The sequence below is a fragment of the Flavobacterium sp. genome, from assembly GCF_036782315.1.
In the GTDB taxonomy this organism is placed as follows: domain Bacteria; phylum Bacteroidota; class Bacteroidia; order Flavobacteriales; family Flavobacteriaceae; genus Flavobacterium.
In genome coordinates this window covers 22,658-43,034 of record NZ_DAIPZK010000010.1, presented here as the reverse complement: position 1 = coordinate 43,034, position 20,377 = coordinate 22,658, and the positions used below count along the sequence as shown (strand labels likewise).

Genomic DNA, 20,377 nt, shown 5'->3' with positions numbered 1-20,377 from the left:
TAGTAGTTCGTATTAGTTACAAGGTGTTAAGGAATTAATCCATTCTTCCACTAGTTGTACCCCTTCATCATGAATTAAAGTTCTTCCATGTAAAGGCATTCTATAAGTTTCATCCATCGTATTTAGTCTATAATATAACATTGAACGATAGATATTACCAGGAGTTACAATCTTTGAAAGTGCGGGTTCAAAATTTTGCATATCTTGAGTATCAACACAAACTCCCATATTTGTACGGTTATTATTGGTTTCAGAAAAGGCAAAACGCATGGGTCTATAATCACAATGGCCGTGTTCTTTATGACAATGAGCACAATTAATATCAAAATAAGAACGAACTCTTTTTTCCAGCGGTTGGGTATTATCGTTGTAGTTTACAATAGTATTTGCCTCTGTTGGCAACGAAAAATTATTAGTCAGTTTACCTAATTCTATCCACTTGGTTAGTTGGTTTTTGGTTTCGATACCATAATTGAAATTTTTATTCAGATTTTGTGGCTTTATACCAATAGGAATGTTTTTTTGTACATAATTTCCGTTTTCATAGTTTTTAGTTTTATGACAAACGATACATTGTACTTCGTTAGGAATTCTGTAATCTACATTTCTAGTAATATTATTGTCATCTTTAAATGTGATATTTTTTGTACTTCCATTCATGTCAAGAACTGCTTCAGTTTGACTATCGTTCCATACATAATCAGCAAAAATCCAACCGTCAGATTTTCGAATCATAACTCGAGTTTCGATTATTTTTGTTGTATTGGATGGTTGTACATTATCATAATAAAAAGTTTTTATTATAGCCGAACCCACAGGTAAATCTAAAATTTCATCATCACCATTAAAGGTAGCTTTTGTTCCGTTTGGCATCCATACAAATCTTTTTTTATGGGCATAATCGGTAAAAAGAGAAGAAATAGGCTCATAAGGAATAACATTTAATGAAGGAATTTGATTTTTCATTTCTCCTTCAAAAAAATGATATTGCGATAGGTTAGTATAAGGAACTTGGGTTAAATCAACAGTTACCGGTGAAACGGGAGTGTATTCTTCATCATTTTCGTCTGTACACGCATAAATAAGAAGAGAGATGCTGATAATAATAAGGTAAATAGAGTATTTTTTTATCATTTAGTTATATTTTGTTTGTTTTGTTTAAAACAAATATAACTTTTTTTTCAAAACACTGTTGATTTTTTAATTAAATTATAATAGTTTTTCTGAAAGTACCACATTAAAATTTTTCAAATTTTTCAATGCTTCTTTTGATTTATAATCAAAATTATGTTCTAATTCTTTATGTTTCTTTTTATTATTGATGCGGTTAATTCCATCGTAAAAGCGCCTAACTTCATTCATGTTTGATAAAATTAAACGAGGTACTTTTACATTATTTCCTTGATCGTCTTTTGCAACCATTGTAAAATAGCTGGAATTACAATGTTTAACGATTCCAGTTCGAATGTCTTCTGAAGTCACTCGAATCCCTACAATCATTGAAGTATTTCCAACATAATTTACTGAGGCTTTTAAAGTAACCAATTCGCCTACATCAACCGGATTCAAAAAATCAACCGTATCCACCGAAGCCGTAACACAATAGCAACCCGAATATTTCGAAGCACAAGCAAACGCAATTTGGTCCATTAGTTTTAATAAATACCCACCGTGAATTTTTCCACTAAAGTTAGAGTGGGATGGAAGCATTAATTCTGAAAGAGTAATTTTTGAAGCTTCAACAGTGTTGGCCGTTTCCATAATTTAATTATTTTTCGAGTGAAACTTTGGTTACAAAATAGCGCGTATCGCCCCACCAAAAGAATGTTTTATAACGTTCTTCGTATTCTAATGTTACCTTTTTTCCTTGCCACTTTTTTAAATCTTCAATGATAATAACTTCATCTTCCATAACGGAAAAAGAAAAAATTTGAGCTCCTGAAATTCCTTGACTCAATTCTCCTTCCCAAGTTTTTACTAAAAATCCTTTGTGACTAATTTTAATTAATTCGCCCGATCGAACTCCTTCGCTATAAGGTACATAATAAATAAAACTAAAATATCCCACAGTAATTAAAGAAAGGGATAAAGCTATGTAAAGAATTATTTTTCGTACCATAATTTTCTTTTTTATTCGTTATCGTTTTCAGAAAGTAATGAAATTTCATCGGTTTCATTTGCTCTTTTTAAAACAGCTTCCGGAAGTGCTTTTTTGGCTTTAGCACCCATTTTTTTCAATTTCTCAACACTTGTAATTAGGTTTCCTTTTCCGTCAACTAGCTTGTTCATAGCGTTGCCGTATTCAATTTTAGCTTCGTCCATTTTCTTCCCAATTTTAATCAAATCTGAAACAAAACCTTCAAATTTATCATATAAAGCACCAGCTTGACGCGCTATTTCAATTGCATTTTCTTGTTGTTTTTGGTTCGTCCACATACTGTCAATCGTACGTAAAGTTGCCAAAAGTGTAGAAGGTGTTACGATTACAATATTTTTCTCAAAAGCTTTGTTATATAAACTTGTATCTTCATTCAAAGCTACTGCAAAAGCCGATTCAATTGGAATGAACAACAACACAAAATCTGGACTTTCCATGTGGTACAAATCGTGGTAATTTTTACTGCCCAATTGTTCCACATGACGATTAATCGAAATAATATGTTCTTTTAAATACTGATTTTTTACTTCTGAATCTTCTTCGTTGATATAACGTTCGTAAGCGGTTAAGGTTACTTTCGAATCGATAATCATTTTCTTGCCATCAGGAAGATTGATGATAACGTCTGGAAATACACGATTACCATCTTCTGTAACGTGACTTTGTTGCACAAAATACTCTCTATCTTTCTCTAATCCTGATTTTTCTAACACGCGTTCTAACACTAATTCGCCCCAATTTCCTTGCATTTTGCTATCACCTTTTAACGCTTTTGTTAAATTGATGGTTTCCTTGCTCATTTGTTCGTTCATTTCGCGAAGTCCCAAAATTTGTTGGCGTAAAGCGGCATGATAATCGATACTTTCTTTGTGAGTATCTTCGACTTTCTTTTCAAAAAGTTGGATTTTGTCTTGCAAAGGCGACAAAATATTTTTCAAATTCTCCTTGTTTTGCTCTGTAAATTTTACGGTTTTCTCTTCCAGAATTTTATTAGCTAAATTTTCAAATTCTTTTGTGAATTTTTCTTGAAGTTGTTCTACTTCTTGCTTTTGTTCTTTATTTCGTTCTAATAAATTATCGAAATCATTTTCTTTTTTAGCCAAATGAATCGCTAAAGATTCCTTTTCTTTTTGAAGATTTTCTTTTTCGAATGAAAGTTGGGCAAGAGCTTTTTCAAACTGATTTCTTTCTGTTTGAAATTGTACTTTCAATTGTTCCATTTGATTTAAAAGTCCGTTAATTCGTTCTTCTAAACCTGATTTTTCGGATTGTGATTTGGCGCTAAAAAACAACTTTCCAAGGAAGATTCCAACGGCAAGTGCTACAATGAAAGTGATTAAAATAAGCATGGATTCTGGCATAAAAAAATATTAATTGAAGTTAAATGTACTACTATTTTTCGAATTATTTAAAACTTATAACTCAAAACTGCTCTTAAATTGAAAGGCGTTCCAGGTGTAAAATGGATTTCTGTTACAGATGATGTTTCGCCTTGCAATTGCGATTCAGTTTCAAATTGGGTTTCATTCCATTCGGCATTAAAAACGTTTTCAATTAAAATTCCTGCAGTGAAATTTTTATAGGAATAATTCAAATTCAAATCGGAAACAAAATAACCTTTTGCCGTTAACGAATAATCTTCATTCGCAGGTCTATCTCCTAAATAACGACTTTTAAATGAACCCGAAAAACGATTCTTAATCACACTCAAACTTCCCATAAAAGTACTTTTTGGCGCTAACGGAATATAATCATTTCCACTAGACTCTTCAGTACTTTTGGCATCTGTATAAGTATAGTCTGCATTTAAGAATAACCAATCGGTTAATTGGTAACGTAAGCCTAAATCTATTCCTTTTCTTGCGGTTTTTCCACTTGGTTCAACAATTCCAGCATCGCCAACATAAACAAATTCTTGCTCTAAAAATAAATACCAAGCCGCTGAATTAAGAATTAATTTTGAAAAAGGTTTCCATACAAATCCTAAATCAGAACCATAAGAAGCAGGTAATGTTTTCTTTCCGTTATTCGCGACATTTACACGAGTATCGTTGCTGTGAAATCCTTTTCCCGATTTTAAAAATAATTGCAAGTTACTGTTGTATTGGTATAAGAAATTCAATTTTGGACTTAAAATTCCTTTATTTACGGTTTCGTTTGAATAGGTTGGACTTAATTTGTCATAGTAGTCAAATTTGAAAAAATCATAACGAATTCCTGCATTTACAATTAATTTGTTGAATTTGAATTCTGTGTTTCCATAACCTGATAAATTACTTTCGTTGATGTCGCCTAACATTATATTTTCTAATGTTGTAACACGATTAACAGTGTGTGAAAGTTCAATATCATCAATTTTATCTTGACGTAAACCAATCCCAAATTGGTAACCAAAAGGTGTATTTTTAATTAAAGTATGTTTGTCAAATTCAGAATTTAATCCAAAAGTAGTCCGCTTTTCTTTTTGTCTAATTTGATCACCATTAACTGGATCTTCCAAGAAAAAAGTAAAGTTAGAATACAATTCGAAATCATATAACGAAACATAAGCATTAGTTTTCAAACTCGAGTTTTCAGACAATTGTTTTTCGTGTTTCATGTTTAAAATGGTTCGACTAGTATTACCACCTTCAGTATCATCAATAGCACCAAATCTTCCAATTAAACTTTGATCAACTGCTCTTTGCGGAATTTGTCCCGAAGCATTCCATTTACTATCAAAATGAAAAACCGAAAATGATAATTTCGAAGTTTCATTATATAAGGTATATTTCGAAAAAAGATTGATTCGATTAAAATTCTGTGGCGAATCAAAATAGCTATCGGTTTGCAAATAAGAGCCAGAGAAATACAAACTTTCTTTATCAGAAGACAATAAATTGAACATTCCTCGAATACGTTGCGTATTAAATTGTCCAATTTCCATCGCCACTTCATCATTCTTAATTCGATCTTTTGTATTAAAATCTACATAACCAGCTGTGGCTAAATTGCCTTTATTGGCAAAATACGACCCTTTGTCAAAATCAACATTATCAACGGTTTCGGGTTGTAAAAAGTGCAAATCAGCATATCCTTGACCGTGTCCGTGAGAAATCATGTTTACGGGAACGCCATCAACATTTATAGCAATATCAGTTCCGTGATCTATATCAAAACCACGTAAGAATATTTGTTCCGCTTTTCCTCCACCAACGTGTTGCCCAATGAATAATCCAGGAACGATTCGTAATAATTCTTGAGGAGAATTTACAGGATTTATTTTCAAATCCACCTTTGAAATTTCGTGTAAATGATTTAATTCATTGGTAATAACTACTTCTTTTAAATTTACAGCTTTAGGATTTAAAACATACTTATTAGCTTCGGTTAAAATAGTTCTTAATTCATCATAATTTTTGTGTGATAAACTAATACTATCTCCAATTTTTGAATTTTCTAAATTAAATTCCCCTTTATAATTAGAATGTGCATGTGATTTATTTTGGATATTTTGAACATAAACATCTGAAACTGCAATACCATCTGAAGTAGTGATTTTGCCTTTAACTATTTGAGAATAAGAAATGATGGAAATAAAAAAGAATAAAATAAAAGACTGTTTTTTCATCGGGATGGTTTTGGCTTAATAAGTGGCATAAAATTACAAATGTTACGTAGATAACTGTTAAATTTTATTGTTATTATTTTTTTTAGATGAAAATTATGAAACTGATCGATGTTATTTTATGTTCATCGAATTGTTATTATAAAATACTGTTAAATAATTAAAAATCATCAGTTTGCATGAAAATAATCATTAACTTTATCATACGATTTTGATTAGTTATTGAATATATCGTTAGTTACATATCTAATAAGAGATTCAGTCGTTTATTCTTCTCAAGTTATAGTAGATCAGAAAAACGTAATAAATCAAAATCCAAACAGGGAGGTCTTATAGCAAGGCCTCCTTATTTTTTTGTTTCACTCTAATGGTTTTTATTATCTTCGCAACACCTAAACGGAATTACTAAATGCATCATCATTTTCTTGTTCACAAACCTTACGGATATTTATCGCAGTTTATTTACCAATTAAAACGCAAGAAAAAATTGTTAGGCGAATTATATGATTTTCCCGAAAACACCATGGCAATTGGTCGTTTAGACGAAGATTCTGAAGGCTTACTTTTGCTAACTACTGACGGCATGATGAGCGAAATTGTAAGAAGCAAAAAGGTAGAAAAAGAGTATTACGCACAAGTCGATGGATTGATTACCGAAGAAGCTGTTGAACTATTACAAAACGGGATTGAGATTGGTTTACACGGCAAAAAATACAAAACCAAAAAATGTAAAGCTTTTAAATTAGAATCTGATCCCAATTTAGGCGAACGCGGAAAAAAGATTCGCGATGAACGTCACGGACCAACGTCTTGGATTTCGATAACTTTAACCGAAGGCAAATTTCGTCAAGTGCGAAAAATGACATCAGCGGTAGGTTTTCCTACGTTGCGATTGGTTCGTGTACGTGTGGGAAACATTCACTTAAATGATTTAAAAGCCGGTGAAGTTTTAGAAGTGAGTGGTTTTGATGTATAAAAAAAACAGCTATTTCAGGTGAAATAACTGTTTTCTGTTTTTGAATTACTTTAACGATTATTTGAAAATTTCTGTAAGAAACGTTTTCATCGCCTCCCAACTTCTTTTATCCGCTAATTCGTTGTAAGCAGCGCCTTTGCTGTTATCGCTTCCGGCATCTTTATGTGTAAAAGCATGAACTGAATTTGCATAATAAATCATTTGCCAATCGGCTTTAGTTTCGCGCATTTCATTTTGGAAAGCTTCAACTTCTTTTGCAGGAACAAAAGGATCATCTGCACCATGTAACACTAAAACTTTTGCTTTAATTTCATTTGTTGGACTATTCGCAGCTTTTCCTAAACCGCCATGAAAAGAAACTACTCCTTTTACATTTAAGTTGCCACGAGCCGCTTCAATAGCACCAGTTCCTCCAAAACAATATCCAATAACTGCAATTTGGTTTTTATCAGCACCCGCTTTTACTAATTGGTCAATCGCTAATTGAATTCTTTTTTGATATTCCGCAGGATTGTTTTTGTAGAAACCTGCATTTTTTCCGGCTTCACCTGTATTTTTTGGATTATTTCCAACGCCATAAATATCCGCTACAAAAGCATGATAGCCTAATTTAGCTAAAGCTTCTGCGGATTCTTTAGCGTGTGCATCAACGCCCATCCAAGCTGGTAAAACGATTATGCCAATTTTTTTTGGATTTGCTTTTTGTGCTTTAGCAAAAAAGCCTTCTAATTTTTGATTACCATCGGCGTAATCTACTTTTACTAATTGTCCGAAGCTATTCATTGTTGCTAAGAGTAAGGTAATGTAAAGGTACATCATAACTTTTTTTAGTAAAATTATGAAAATCGATAACAGAAATAGTTAAACAAAAGGTAAAATTGGGATAAATTATTTGATTTTAAACTTGCCAATGGAAGCATCAAAAGTTAAATGTTCGGTATCAAACAACGTATTGAAAATCCCTGTTTGAATTAAATTACAAGGTTGGTCTTGAACAATTTGAGTTGGTGTAAACACAATCATTTCGTCTGTCATTTGAATCGCTAAATCAATATCATGCGTAGAGTAGAGGATAGTTTTGCCAGTTTCGTGCGTGAGTTTTTGCAACAATTTTAATAAAGTTGCTTTGTGAACCAAATCTAAATGAGTTGTAGGTTCATCCAAAATGATAATCGAAGTATCTTGCGCCAAAGCACGTGCAATCAAAGCAATTTGCAACTGACCATCACTGATTTCGTCATGTTTTTTGTGAACCAAATGTTGGATCTCGGTTAAGGCAATCGCTTCTTCAATTTTAGTTTTGTCTTCTTCTGATAATGTTCCTAACCAATTGGTATATGGCTGTCTTCCTAACGCGATGATTTCGTAAACGGTTAAGTTACTTGGTGGCAATTTTTCGGTTAAAACGATGCTTAATTCTTGCGCCAAATCGAGTGGTTTGTAGTTTTGAAGTGATTTGTTTAGTAAAGTTACTTCGCCTTGTAAAGGTGGAATGATTCCAGTTAATGTCTTTAATAAAGTGGATTTCCCAATTCCGTTTTCACCAATTAAAGCGATTAATTTCCCTTTATCTAAACTAAGATTGATGTTTTGAGCAATAGTAATCGTTTCCGATTTGGATTTGTAGCCAATCGAAAGGTTTTGAGTTTGTATGGTGAAATTTTGTTTGGTCATTGTGAAATACAAAAATAGGGTTTACCACATAGAAACATAGTTTTTTTTTTGAGTTTTGTTTAGAAACTAAAGTTTTATATAAGGTTTATTCTTTTTCTAATTTTTTGAAATAGGTTTTACCACATAGAAACATAGTTTTTTTATGAGTTTTATCTAGAAACTAAAGTTTTATATAGGTTTATTCTTTTTCTAATTTTTTGAAATACTCGTTTACAAATGTTTTTTGACCTTCTCTGAAAATATTGAAACAATTAAAGTTGATTATAATTCCCTTCGGAACCTTTAATAAGTTCATATAATTTAAAACTTGAGCATCATGAATTGGTTTTATTTCTGAAACTGATTTCAATTCAACTATTAAACAATTTTCTACGAATAAATCACAACGAAATTCAATATCTAGTTCTTTTCCTTTGTAAACAACAGGAACTTTAAATTCGGAAACAAAATTTATATTTCTGTTGGTTAATTCCTCAATCATACATTGTTGATAAACACTTTCTAATAATCCACTACCCATGTTTTTATGTACTTCAATAGCAGCTCCAATAACATTAAATGTGAGTTCGTCTAAATATTTCTGCGTCATATTTTTTTTATTTACCAAATAGAAAAATAGATCAATATTATTTCATTTTCTCTATGATAAAAAAACTAGTTTTCTATGTATGTCTCAAAAACAATAAACCTATGTTTCTATGTGGTTTTATCTTAATTTAAGTTTTAACTAAAAACGTTTCTTTCTCACTAACAACCAAATTACTACTGGTGCTCCCATTACAGAAGTTATTGCATTTATTGGTAAGGTAATATCATTTCCTGGAACTTGCGCAATCGTATCACAACAAAGCATCACAATTGCGCCAAGTAAAAGCGTACTCCAAAACAACACAAAATGATTACTTGTTTGAAATAACAATTTAGCCATGTGCGGAACTGCCAAACCAATAAAAGCAATTGGTCCAGCAAATGCAGTAATACTTCCTGCTAAAATACTGGTGGCCAAAATAATTAAAAATCGGGTTTTTTTATAATTGATTCCGATGCTTTGGGCGTATTTTTCTCCTAATAATAAAGCGTTCAAAGGTTTGATAACCATGAAACTAATTCCAATTCCGATGATAACAAAAAAGGACAAAAGCGAAATTTCATTCCATGATAAATTTGAAATGCTTCCCATGGACCAAAAGGTGAATTTCTGCAATTTTTCAGCCGAAGTAAAATAAGATAAAACCGATACTATCGCACTCGTAAAACTTCCAAACATCAATCCGACAATCAGAATGGCCATGGTGTCTTTTAATTTTTGCGATACCAATAAAACCGCCATCAAAACTAAAAAGCTACCTAAACTAGAGGCCAAAACCAATCCGTAATTCGATAAGAAGAAAGAGGAAATGAATGTTGGTAAAAACCCAGTTCCTAAAATGATAAACGCCACTCCTAAACTAGCACCCGAACTCAATCCTAAAACATAAGGTCCAGCCAACGGATTTCGGAATAAGGTTTGCATCAAAAGTCCGCTCATTGACAATCCGATTCCTACTAAAATAGCGGTTATGGCTTTTGGAAAACGGAAATTCCATAGAATAATTTCCCAACTTTCCTTACTCATTTCTTGAGATAAAAGTCCTTTAACGACTTCTTTCAAAGGGATAGAAACGGAACCTAAACTAATATCAACCAAAAACAAAAACACCATTGCCATGAGCAAGAGGATGAAAAGAAGATTTTGTTTTTTGGTTAATGGCATGCGTTGAATTTTTGGCTAAATTACGTTTTTAGAATATATTTTAGTTGTATAGCACAAAGTTATACGAAGTTTTCACAAAGTTTCATAAAAAAAACTTAGCGACTTAGCGTCTTTGCGAGCAAAAATTATTTCAACTTCTCAAAAAAGTACAACTCATAATTTGGCAACACTTCAGGATGTAAAATTTTCACGATATCTTTCAAAACCAAATCTGGACGATTTTGTGCTAATTCGTAATAAATAATGCCTCCTGTTTTGCCTTTTTTTGTGCTAAACGAATACACGTTTTTGTTCTTAACCGCTTTAAAATGAATGTAATTTGGATTGTTATCCAAAATTTGTTGAATCGATGTAAATTGGCCAGGACCAATCCAAAAATCAGCGTCTTTGGCTATGTCTAAAACACTTTCGAACGATAAAGCTAAGCTTCCTGTTCCTTTGGAATCTTTCCATAGATAATTGCCATTGGCTTCTTTTAAGAAATAGGCAGCCCAACTATCGCCTTGTGGTAAAAACCATTGGTCTTCATAGATGGCACCAGCAAAAATTGTTGGCTGAGATTTTGCATTTTTAGCTAAAGCTAATACCGAATTGTATTCTTTTTCAATTGAGTTGAAGATTTCTGTTGCTTTTTCATCTAAATCATACAAAGCACCAAAAAACTTAATCCATTCGGCTTTTCCTAAAGGTGTTTTTTCAGTCCAATCTCCGTTGAAGATGATTTTTTGACCATTTTTTTCTAAGTTTTTGTAGGTTTTTAAATCGCCATCAACGCTAAAACCAACAATTACATCAGGTTGAATGTCTAAAATAACTTCGGTATTTAAGCCTTGATTGGAACCTAAATCTCTCACTTTTCCAGCATCGATTAAAGTTCTTGTTTTTTCAGATGAAATATATTGGGTAGTTGGAAAACCAATTAAGGTGGTTTCAACTCCTAATGATTCTAATGCAGGAATATGTGTTGTTGAAGTAACGATTACTTTTTTAATTGGCACTTCAATTGCAGTAAATTGTTGTAAGCTATCTGGAATTTGAACGCCTTTTTTATGAAGTACATAAGTGTAATTATCTTTTGCTTCTGGATACGCATTCGAAACTTTTACCACCGAAAAACCATTGTATTTTTCAATAGAAAAGCCTTGAGCATATTCAATACTACTTTTAACGGAAGTATTCTGATTTATAGAATTTTCTGATTTTTTACATTGGATAAATCCTAAAAATAAAACGACTAAAATGAAATAGTGGCGCATGAAATTGTTTTTTGCAAAAGTAGTTTTTTATTTTTTGCTCACAAAGACGCAAATATGCAAAGGTTTTTTCATGTAACTTTGTGTAACAAATAAGACAGAAAGCAATTAACAAAACCACTAAATTTGTAAAAAAAAACATGAGAACAGATTCTAACGAGTTTATTTATGCAGTAGCCACGATTGTAATTGCACACTTTGTAATTGGTTTTATTTGGTTGTGGCGTAAACTGAATAAGAAGAAGTAGATTGTTATTTGTTGAAGAATGTTTTTTAAAAATTGCATTCTATTGAAATTAATGTAAATTTGCACCCGAATTTTGGTTGTTGTTTCTGAATTTTTCAAACCAACATTAAAAGGGAATTAGGTGTAAGACCTAAGCTGTACCCGCAACTGTAAGCTATAAAGCTTGTTATTATCTACATTACCACTGTTGTTAATTTAGAATTAAGAATTCTGAATTTAGAAAATTTCTAACTTCTAATTTCTAATTTCTAACTTTCGATGGGAAGGTTGATAACAAGACGCAAGCCAGGAGACCTGCCATATTCATTGAGTAACAAACTTTCGGGAAAAAAAGTTTGAGTATGGGTAAATTCTGTGCTTTTCTCCCAGATTTATTAAAATTTTTATTAACCCTAAAATGAACAAAAAGTTTATTGGCTTAAGTGTATTTACACTGGCTACTGCTTTTGCGTATGCTCAAGATTCAGATACGTTAAAAGTTAACAACTTAAAAGAAGTTGTTATTTCGGACACAAAATTTGCGCAGAGCAAAGAAAAATCAGGTAAAATTATTGAAGTGATTACTGCACAAGACCTAGAAGCTAAAAAAGGTCAAAATTTGGCTAATGTTTTGAGTCAGGTTGCAGGAGTGGAAATCAACGGAAATCAATCCTTTAATGGGAAAAACTTAGGTTATTACATTCGTGGAGGCCGTAATCGTCAAGTTGCTATTTATATTGATGGTGTTCCGGTTTCTGATGCATCGGGAATTAATATTGAATACGATTTGCGTTTAATTCCAGTAGAACAAATCGAGAAAATTGAAGTTATGAAAGGCGCTTCGAGTACGCTATACGGAACTGGAGCGGCAACTGGAGTTATCAATATTACGTTGAAAAAATCGGCTAAAAAAGAAATTTCTGGAAATGCGTATATCAATATGGGAACGCAAAATACTTCGGAAACTTCAAAGACAAGTGCGCAAGATTTCAATCAGGGTTTATCAGTAAACGGTACAATCAATAAAGTTTCGTACATGACGACTTTAAATAGTACCGAAACTAAAGGAATGTCGGAAGCCGCTGGAGAAAATTTCGAAGAAGATACCTTTTCGAGAGTGAATGTGTTGCAAAAAATTGGATTCAAAGCGAATGATAAATTAAGTTTTGAGTTTTTCGGGAATTATGACCGAATCAAAAATACATTTGATAATTCGTTTGATGGTTTCATTGCCAATTCTGACGATTTGAACAACAATAGTTTTTCGGAACAGTTCAGAATCGGATTTTTACCAAAATACAAATACAATAAAGGAGAATTTGCAATTAATGCTGGTGCTTCAACTATTGATAGAACTATTAATATGTCAAACAGCTGGTCAGGTGCAATCGATACTTATAATTATACAGGTAGAACAGCTTCAATTGATGCTTTCAACAAATACAACTTTAGTAACCAAGTATATTTAGTATTAGGTGCACAATATCAATATTTCGATATGACACAAAAAGATGCATATACTGATGTTGCAAGAGAAGGAGCGAAGTTCAATTTATTAGATCCGTATGCAACACTTGTTTATAATTCTGATTTTGGTTTAAACATTAATGCTGGTGCTCGTTTTAACACACATAGCGAATACGGAAATCAAGCAGTTTATAATTTCAATCCGAGTTATTCGTTTGAAAATTTACCATTGAAAGTGTTAGCTTCCTACAGTACGGCTTTCATAACACCAAGTTTATATCAATTATACGGACCTTACGGAAATTTAAATTTAACTCCAGAAGAAAATGCAACCGCAGAATTAGGTTTTGAATCGCAATTGTTAGATAAAAAATTAACGATCAACGCAGTTGGTTTTTACAGGGAAGAAGAAAATACATTCGGATTTTATTATGATTCATCCACTTTTGAATCTTTTTATATCAATAACGAAGGTATTAATAATGCAAAAGGTGTAGAAGCTAGCATTCGCTATGCATTATCAGAGCGATTTAATATTGGTGGAAATTATACTTTTACTGAAGTAGAAAGACAATTAAACCGATTGATTCCAAAACATAAAGCAAATGTTGATTTGAGCTATAAATTTAAAAGAGGAACATTCGGTATCAATTATCAATATGTAGATAAAAGAAGTGACGCTTTTTATGATATGAATATTTTTGCAACGCAAGCTGTTACTTTACCGTCGTATCAATTAGTGAATTCTAATGTTTCGTATGAGTTACTACCAAATCGTTTGCAAATTTTTGGAGCAGTAACTAATATTTTAAATGATGATTTTCAAGAAGTAATTGGATACAACACAAGAGGAAGAAATTATAAATTAGGTTTAAATTTTATGTTTTAAATAAAGTTAATTGTTTGATTTTGAAAGGTTTTGATGTTTTTTATCAAAACCTTTTTTCTTTTTGTAACAAAATTGAATTACATTCGTCTTCATTATAAATCAATTAATTAAAATGAACCAAAACGAGTTTGTACAAATAATTACTCCTTTTAAGGATAAGTTATTTCGTTTAGCGAAGCGAATGCTCGTGAGTACAGAGGAAGCAGAAGATGCTACTCAAGAAGTTTTGGTGAGATTATGGAATAAAAACAGTGCTTTAGAGCAATATAATAGTGTAGAAGCTTTAGCGATGACGATGACCAAGAATTATTGTTTGGATCAACTCAAAAGCAAAAGAGCTACGAATTTACAAATTGTGCATAACAATTATCAAGACAAGCAAGCTAGTGTTGAAGCACAAATTGAACATCAAAATACGTTGCAATGGGCAGAAAAGTTAATAAACGATTTACCTGAACAACAAAGATTAATATTACAACTAAGAGAAATTGAAGAATACGAATTTTCAGAAATAGCTCAAGTATTAGAAATGAATGAAACAGCGGTTCGAGTAGCTTTATCAAGAGCGCGAAAAACCTTAAGAGAACAAATTGAAAAAACACATAATTATGGAACTCAAGTTAGTTGAACAATTATTGGAAAAATACTTTCAAGGAGAAACTACAATAGCAGAAGAAAAACAATTAAAGGCCTATTTTTCTTCCCATGATGTGGCACCGCATTTGGTAAAATATCAATCGCTATTTGGTTACTTTGAAACCCAAAAAGGAACGCAATTCGAGCAAAAACTTCCATTACAACCTAGAAAACAAAATATTGTAAAATGGATAGGTATAGCAGCAAGTTTTGTTGTACTTTTTGGATTGGCAACCTTCTATTTTAATTCATCTGAACCTAAACATGAAGATTTAGGAACGTATGATAATCCAGAAGAAGCCTTTGCCGCTACACAAAAAGCTTTATTACTAGTTTCAGAACAAGTAAATGTTGGCATGGAAAGTGTAGTATATTTAGAAGAATATGAAAAAACAAAAAAAACAATTTTTAAATAATAGAAAAATGAAAAATTTAGTAGTAGTTATTGCATTTTTAATGGCATCAACAGTATCTTTTGCTCAAGGCGTTTTTGATAAATTTGAAGATAAAGAAGGTGTAGCATCAGTTGTGGTGAACAAGAAAATGTTTGAAATGATGAGCAAAGTAAAAGTGGATGCTAAAGATAAAGAAACGCAACAATACATGAGCTTGTTAAAAAAATTAGATAACTTAAAAGTGTTTACAACAAGTAATGCGAAAATTAGTGCCGACATGAAAGCTACTGTAAATAGTTACTTAAAATCGAATCCATTAGATGAGTTAATGCGTGTGAATGGTGATGGTAAAACGGTAAAAATTTACGTTAAATCGGGTGCTAATGAAAATATAGTTAAAGAACTTTTAATGTTTATTGAAGGAGCTAACATGAAAGATGCTAATACAGTTGTTTTGTCATTAACAGGAAACTTTAGTTTAGATGAAATATCCATGTTAACAGATAAAATGAGTATTCCAGGTGGTGATGATTTAAAGAAAGCATCTAAAAAATAAACGATGAAGAAGTTATTAGTATTTGTTTCATGTGTGATTTTATTATGGAGTTGTGAAGATAAACCTACACTTCAAAAATATTTTGTAAAAAATACAGAATCGCCTAAGTTTATTGCATTAGATTTAGCACCAAGCATTATTAAAACAGATAAAATAACCTTATCTGAAACAGAAAAAGCTGCTTTAGAATCGTTTGAGAAAATGAATATCTTAGCTTTTAGAACAGATTCTACAGATATTACTGGATATGATAACGAAATCAAAGAAGTGAAAGCTATTTTGAAAGACGAAAGCTACCAGCAATTAATGAAAGCAGGTTCAGGAAATGATGGTGCCGCAATTTACTTCGTTGGAAATGATGACGAACATATTGAAGAGTTTGTAGTTTTAGCGGGTAAGAAAGAAAAGGGTTTTGCTATAGTTCGCGTTTTAGGAAACGATATGAATCCGACCCATATTATGAATATGCTGAGTTTACTACAAAAATCTCAAGTAGATATGGAGCAATTGAAACCCTTACAACAACTTATGAAATAAAAAAATCCCGCACCTGCGGGATTTTTTAGTTTTTAAAGTATTTTAAAGGAACTATTAACATTCCAAAACATTCTCCATCTTCTTTACCAATGTGTTTATGATGCATTTTATGCGCTCTTCTAACAGCTTTTGCATAGCGATTGTTTGCATTTCTAAACAACTTAAATCGTTGGTGAATGAAAATATCGTGAACTAAAAAATAAGCCAATCCGTAAGCAAAAATCCCAATTCCAATAGCTAAACCTATTTCTAAAATATTGTATTTCCACAGCAAAAAACAACCGATACTCACTAAAGCATAAAAAATAAAGAAAGCATCGTTACGTTCAAACCATGAATCGTGATCTTTTTTGTGATGATCTGCATGTAAATTCCATAAAAATCCGTGCATAATGTATTTATGACTAAACCATGCCATAAATTCCATAAAGCAAAAAGTAGTAAAAAAAACTAAGATATGTATCCACATAATATTTTAAATTTCAATAATTAATTTCAAATTCAATCTTGAAGCTTCTGGATAAGTTCAAATTTTAGAGCAAATTCAACTTTCATCTTCCATAACCTTACAAAATGTTCAATCTATAATTCAAATAGCATTTCGCTAACAAACCTACTTTTTCGTAATCTGGAACACGAATTCTAGTGTTTTTAATTTCAAAAGAAGGAGTGTTTTTTAATTTACTTAGTAATTTCTTGTAATATCTGTAAGCCGTATAAACTCCAAATTTAGCTTCTAAAGGTAAGTTTTTTATTCCTTCAAATGCAGCTTCAAAATCACTTTCAATATCGGCAATAATTTCTTGTTTCGATTTTTCATCTAAATGATTTAAATCGGTATTTGGAAAATAAGTTCTACTAAGTTCTTCAAAATCGGCTTTTAAATCACGCAAGAAATTCACTTTTTGAAATGCAGAGCCTAATCGCATAGCCGAATCTTTTAATTCTTGGTATTTTTCATCATCTCCATTTACGAAAACTTTCAAACACATCAAGCCTACAACGTCAGCCGACCCATAAATATATTGATTGTATTCTTCCACAGTAGTATAAACCGATTTATGTAAATCTAATTTCATACTATGCATAAAAGCATCAATTAATTCCATTGGAATGTTGTATTTATTTACGGTATGTTGAAATGAATTTAAAATAGGATTTAAACTTATCTTTTGAGAAAGCGCTAAACTTAATTCTTTTTCAAATTGAGAAAACAAAGCTTCTTTATCGTAATCATGAAAAGTGTCAACAATTTCGTCAGCAAAGCGAACAAATCCGTAAATATTATAAATGTCTTGACGGATACTTGGAGCTAACATTTTTACAGCAGATGAAAAAGACGTACTGTAAGCTTTTGTAACTTTTACGCTACAATCAAAGGAAACGTTATCAAAAATGGACTTCATACTATTGATACTTTTTTATTAAATCGGCAACTAATTTTCCTGAAATTAAAGACGGTGGAACACCAGGTCCTGGCACAGTTAATTGTCCAGTAAAATATAAGTTTTGTACTTTTTTACTTTTCAATTTAGGTCTTAAAAAAGCAGTTTGCAGTAAAGTATTTGCCATACCATATGCATTCCCTTTGTACGAATTATATTCTTTGATAAAATCATTAACACAAAATGATTCTTTAAATATAATATTATTTTTAACATCTTGATTCGTTAATCTTTCAAGACGAGAAATTATTTTTTCGAAATACAATTCTCTCAATTCATTTGTATCTTCTAATCCTGGTGCTAACGGAATTAAAAAGATTCCTGCTTCTTTTCCTTCAGGAGCAGAATTAGTATCGGTTTTTGATGGAAAGCTTGCATAAAACAACGGTTCTTGTGGCCATTTTGGATGATCGTAAATTGCTTCTGCATGCACATCAAAATCTACATCAAAAAACAAAGAATGATGTTCTACGTTTTCTATTTTTTTATCAAATCCTACATAAAATAGGAGCGAAGAAGGAGCAAATGTTTTGTTTTCCCAATATTTTTCTGAATACTGACGGTATTTTTCGTCCAATAATGTTTCTGAATGATGATAATCGGCTCCGCTCAGAATTATATCAGCTGAAATGATTTTGTTGTTTACTAATAAATCGGTAGCTTTTCCATTAGTAACATCAATTTTTTGAACATTTGAATTCGTTTCAATTTTGACGCCTAATTCTTTTGCTAATGCTTCCATGGCTAAAATTACCGAGTACATTCCGTTTTTTGGATGCCATGTTCCTAACCCAAAGTCGGCAAAGTTCATGAAATTATAAAACGATGGCGTATCACTAGGTTTAGCACCTAAAAATAAAACAGGAAATTCTAAAATTTGAACTAGTTTTATGTTTTTGAATCTTTTACGAACATCTTTTTTGATGTTACTGAAGAATTGATTCACTTTTTTAGCGGTTTCTAACGTAATTAGTTCTAATGGTGATTCACCCGGACGATAAACTAAATCCTTAATGGCAATGTCATAATTACTTTTAGCCTCAGCCATGAATTGCTCTAATTGTTTTCCGCTTCCTTTTTCAATAGATTCGAAAGTTTTTACAATTTCAGGGAGATTATCAGCAATGGTTACAAAATCCAAGTGTCCAAAATAAACTTGATACGCTGGAGAAAGCTTGATTAACTCGTAATAATCTGACGGTTTCTTGTTGAAATCAGCAAAAAATCGTTCAAATACATCAGGCATCCAATACCATGTTGGTCCAATGTCGAAGGTGAAACCTTCTTTTTTAAGTTGACGTGCTCTTCCTCCTATAGTACTATTTTTTTCATATACAGTAACTTCATTGCCTTTTTTCGCTAAATAGCAAGCAGCTGCTAATGAAGAAAATCCTGAACCGATTATAGCGATTTTTTTACTCACTTGTTTTAAATTTTGTTTAACAAAAATAGTAAAAAATTAAACAAAACAAATCTTTTTTTATAAAGTATTTGAAAGTTCTTCTATACTATTAAATATATGTACGTTCTTATTTAGAGTTTTGGTTTGTATAAATTGTGTCATTCTGCCTAATAAAAACAATTCATGATTTGTATTTTCAATTAATTTGGTTTGTATCTCATTAATGTAATTATCAATTTCTTCTTGATTTGGTTCTACAGTTAAATAACTCACAAAAGATATTTTTTCATATGAATTGACAAGGTCTAGTAGACTTTCAGTTGGAATGCTTTCACCTAAGTAGATGGTTTGGTAGCCTTTAAGTAGGATTTCGTAGTTTAAATACATTAATCCAAGTTCGTGTACTTCGTTTAAAGGAAGAAATAAAACAAATACTTTGTCTGTTCTTGTTGGTTCTAGTATTTGAACTTTTTCGGTATTTATTAAAAGTTTTTGTTTAATTAAGTAGCTAATGAAATGTTCATGTGCAGGTGATATGGTTTCTGTTTGCCATAGAAATCCAATTTCTTGCATTAGTGGTATGAAGACAGTATAAAATACTTCACGAAATGATTTTTCACTTAATAATTGATTATAAGTTTTAAAGAATAAAGATTGATCAAAATTCATCATTGCCATTTTGAAAGTGCTTATGGCATGATTTTTTGCACTTTTTTCAGAAATGATATCGTTAGCAAGTTTGTTGATTTGTTCTTGAGTTAAAGCTCCAATTTTAGATATTTTATACCCGTAATTGTGAAGCAAAACAATATTTAAAAGTTTTTGTAAATTTTTAATATCATAGGAACGTATATTAGTATCAGAACGCATAGGTTCTAAAACATTGTAGCGTTTTTCCCAAATACGAATTGTATGTGCTTTAATTCCTGAAAGATTTTCTAAATCTTTGATACTGAAAACATTTTTAACGTTGTTCATTTCTCATTTCATTTTGTTTAACAAATGTAATAAAAAATATGAACAAAAAAATTATTTCAAAAAAAATGTTTAACGATATTTTAGTTTTGGTTAAACAAATTAGATGTAAAAGGGTAAATTAAAAGTAAAATCAAAATAAAAGTGACCAAGGAGGGATTTGAACCCTCACGCCCTTACGAGCACCACCCCCTCAAGATGGCGAGTCTACCGTTTCTCCACTTGGCCTTAAACAACAAAGACGTTGCATTGCAACGTCTTTAATTTTTTCGTGACCTGGCTGGGATTCGAACCCAGGACCCCATCATTAAAAGTGATGTGCTCTACCAGCTGAGCTACCAAGTCGGTGCGTTCAAGAAATAAGTTTTATGTAGTGACCTGGCTGGGATTCGAACCCAGGACCCCATCATTAAAAGTGATGTGCTCTA

Annotated in this window: 20 protein-coding genes, 3 tRNA genes and 1 riboswitch (1 of these 24 only partly in view); of the genes, 6 read left to right on the top strand and 17 right to left on the bottom strand. The window is 31.6% G+C overall.

Going from position 1 to position 20,377, the window contains the following annotated elements:
• Positions 1–12: 12 nt before the first annotated feature.
• From V7P59_RS09540 to V7P59_RS09520, 5 genes are all read right to left on the bottom strand, one after another.
• Positions 13–1,134, bottom strand: coding sequence for a hypothetical protein (locus V7P59_RS09540; RefSeq protein ID WP_333809936.1), 1,122 nt, complete (start codon positions 1,132–1,134; stop codon positions 13–15).
• 75 nt (positions 1,135–1,209) lie between these two features.
• Positions 1,210–1,761: an acyl-CoA thioesterase gene (locus tag V7P59_RS09535; RefSeq protein WP_333809935.1), complete on the bottom strand. Its 552-nt coding sequence runs from the start codon at positions 1,759–1,761 to the stop codon at positions 1,210–1,212.
• Between the two features lie 7 nt (positions 1,762–1,768).
• Positions 1,769–2,119, bottom strand: a complete 351-nt coding sequence (locus tag V7P59_RS09530; RefSeq protein WP_333809934.1) for a 6-phosphogluconate dehydrogenase — start codon at positions 2,117–2,119, stop codon at positions 1,769–1,771.
• An 11-nt stretch (positions 2,120–2,130) separates the two neighbouring features.
• Positions 2,131–3,519: a DNA recombination protein RmuC gene (gene rmuC, locus V7P59_RS09525; protein WP_333809933.1), complete on the bottom strand. Its 1,389-nt coding sequence runs from the start codon at positions 3,517–3,519 to the stop codon at positions 2,131–2,133.
• Between the two features lie 47 nt (positions 3,520–3,566).
• Positions 3,567–5,768 (bottom strand): TonB-dependent receptor, encoded by a 2,202-nt coding sequence (locus V7P59_RS09520; protein WP_333809932.1) that lies wholly within the window; start codon positions 5,766–5,768, stop codon positions 3,567–3,569.
• A 406-nt stretch (positions 5,769–6,174) separates the two neighbouring features.
• On the opposite strand from V7P59_RS09520, the gene V7P59_RS09515 reads away from it, so the two are divergent.
• Positions 6,175–6,741: a pseudouridine synthase gene (locus V7P59_RS09515; protein ID WP_333809931.1), complete on the top strand. Its 567-nt coding sequence runs from the start codon at positions 6,175–6,177 to the stop codon at positions 6,739–6,741.
• A 57-nt stretch (positions 6,742–6,798) separates the two neighbouring features.
• Here the strand turns inward: V7P59_RS09515 and V7P59_RS09510 are convergent, their stop codons facing one another.
• From V7P59_RS09510 to V7P59_RS09490, 5 genes are all read right to left on the bottom strand, one after another.
• Complete coding sequence (locus V7P59_RS09510) at positions 6,799–7,560, bottom strand: dienelactone hydrolase family protein (protein ID WP_333809930.1); 762 nt, start codon at positions 7,558–7,560, stop codon at positions 6,799–6,801.
• 69 nt (positions 7,561–7,629) lie between these two features.
• Positions 7,630–8,415: an ABC transporter ATP-binding protein gene (locus V7P59_RS09505; protein ID WP_333809929.1), complete on the bottom strand. Its 786-nt coding sequence runs from the start codon at positions 8,413–8,415 to the stop codon at positions 7,630–7,632.
• Between the two features lie 178 nt (positions 8,416–8,593).
• Complete coding sequence (locus V7P59_RS09500) at positions 8,594–9,004, bottom strand: GxxExxY protein (RefSeq protein ID WP_333809928.1); 411 nt, start codon at positions 9,002–9,004, stop codon at positions 8,594–8,596.
• Between the two features lie 138 nt (positions 9,005–9,142).
• Complete coding sequence (locus V7P59_RS09495) at positions 9,143–10,168, bottom strand: FecCD family ABC transporter permease (protein ID WP_333809927.1); 1,026 nt, start codon at positions 10,166–10,168, stop codon at positions 9,143–9,145.
• A 125-nt stretch (positions 10,169–10,293) separates the two neighbouring features.
• Complete coding sequence (locus V7P59_RS09490; protein ID WP_333809926.1) at positions 10,294–11,424, bottom strand: ABC transporter substrate-binding protein; 1,131 nt, start codon at positions 11,422–11,424, stop codon at positions 10,294–10,296.
• A 301-nt stretch (positions 11,425–11,725) separates the two neighbouring features.
• A riboswitch (cobalamin riboswitch) is annotated at positions 11,726–11,984 on the top strand.
• Between the two features lie 81 nt (positions 11,985–12,065).
• Between V7P59_RS09490 and V7P59_RS09485 the strand changes: the two genes are divergently transcribed.
• The 5 genes from V7P59_RS09485 to V7P59_RS09465 all read left to right on the top strand — a co-directional run bounded on the left by V7P59_RS09485 (position 12,066) and on the right by V7P59_RS09465 (position 16,127).
• Positions 12,066–14,003, top strand: a complete 1,938-nt coding sequence (locus V7P59_RS09485) for a TonB-dependent receptor plug domain-containing protein (protein WP_333809925.1) — start codon at positions 12,066–12,068, stop codon at positions 14,001–14,003.
• 112 nt (positions 14,004–14,115) lie between these two features.
• Positions 14,116–14,631, top strand: a complete 516-nt coding sequence (locus V7P59_RS09480; RefSeq protein ID WP_333809924.1) for an RNA polymerase sigma factor — start codon at positions 14,116–14,118, stop codon at positions 14,629–14,631.
• The gene (locus V7P59_RS09475; RefSeq protein WP_333809923.1) at positions 14,612–15,055 is read left to right on the top strand and encodes a hypothetical protein; all 444 of its coding nucleotides are present in this window, start codon (positions 14,612–14,614) and stop codon (positions 15,053–15,055) included. The genes V7P59_RS09480 and V7P59_RS09475 overlap by 20 nt, the downstream gene beginning before the upstream one ends.
• Before the next feature lie 7 nt (positions 15,056–15,062).
• Positions 15,063–15,590 carry a DUF4252 domain-containing protein gene (locus V7P59_RS09470; protein WP_333809922.1) on the top strand — a complete coding sequence of 176 codons (528 nt, stop codon included), beginning with the start codon at positions 15,063–15,065 and terminating at the stop codon, positions 15,588–15,590.
• 3 nt (positions 15,591–15,593) lie between these two features.
• Positions 15,594–16,127, top strand: a complete 534-nt coding sequence (locus tag V7P59_RS09465; RefSeq protein ID WP_333809921.1) for a DUF4252 domain-containing protein — start codon at positions 15,594–15,596, stop codon at positions 16,125–16,127.
• A 25-nt stretch (positions 16,128–16,152) separates the two neighbouring features.
• On the opposite strand, the gene V7P59_RS09460 is transcribed toward V7P59_RS09465, so the two are convergent.
• The 7 genes from V7P59_RS09460 to V7P59_RS09430 all read right to left on the bottom strand — a co-directional run.
• The gene (locus tag V7P59_RS09460; protein WP_333809920.1) at positions 16,153–16,596 is read right to left on the bottom strand and encodes a sterol desaturase family protein; all 444 of its coding nucleotides are present in this window, start codon (positions 16,594–16,596) and stop codon (positions 16,153–16,155) included.
• A gap of 97 nt (positions 16,597–16,693) precedes the next feature.
• Positions 16,694–17,533: a phytoene/squalene synthase family protein gene (locus V7P59_RS09455; RefSeq protein ID WP_333809919.1), complete on the bottom strand. Its 840-nt coding sequence runs from the start codon at positions 17,531–17,533 to the stop codon at positions 16,694–16,696.
• Position 17,534: 1 nt separating this feature from the next.
• Positions 17,535–18,995, bottom strand: a complete 1,461-nt coding sequence (locus V7P59_RS09450; RefSeq protein WP_333809918.1) for a phytoene desaturase family protein — start codon at positions 18,993–18,995, stop codon at positions 17,535–17,537.
• Between the two features lie 57 nt (positions 18,996–19,052).
• Positions 19,053–19,952: a MerR family transcriptional regulator gene (locus tag V7P59_RS09445; protein WP_333809917.1), complete on the bottom strand. Its 900-nt coding sequence runs from the start codon at positions 19,950–19,952 to the stop codon at positions 19,053–19,055.
• A 142-nt stretch (positions 19,953–20,094) separates the two neighbouring features.
• Positions 20,095–20,177: transfer RNA gene (locus V7P59_RS09440), tRNA-Leu, on the bottom strand.
• Positions 20,178–20,221: 44 nt separating this feature from the next.
• A tRNA-Lys gene (locus V7P59_RS09435) sits at positions 20,222–20,294 on the bottom strand.
• A 29-nt stretch (positions 20,295–20,323) separates the two neighbouring features.
• Positions 20,324–20,377: transfer RNA gene (locus V7P59_RS09430), tRNA-Lys, on the bottom strand; it runs 119 nt beyond the window's last position.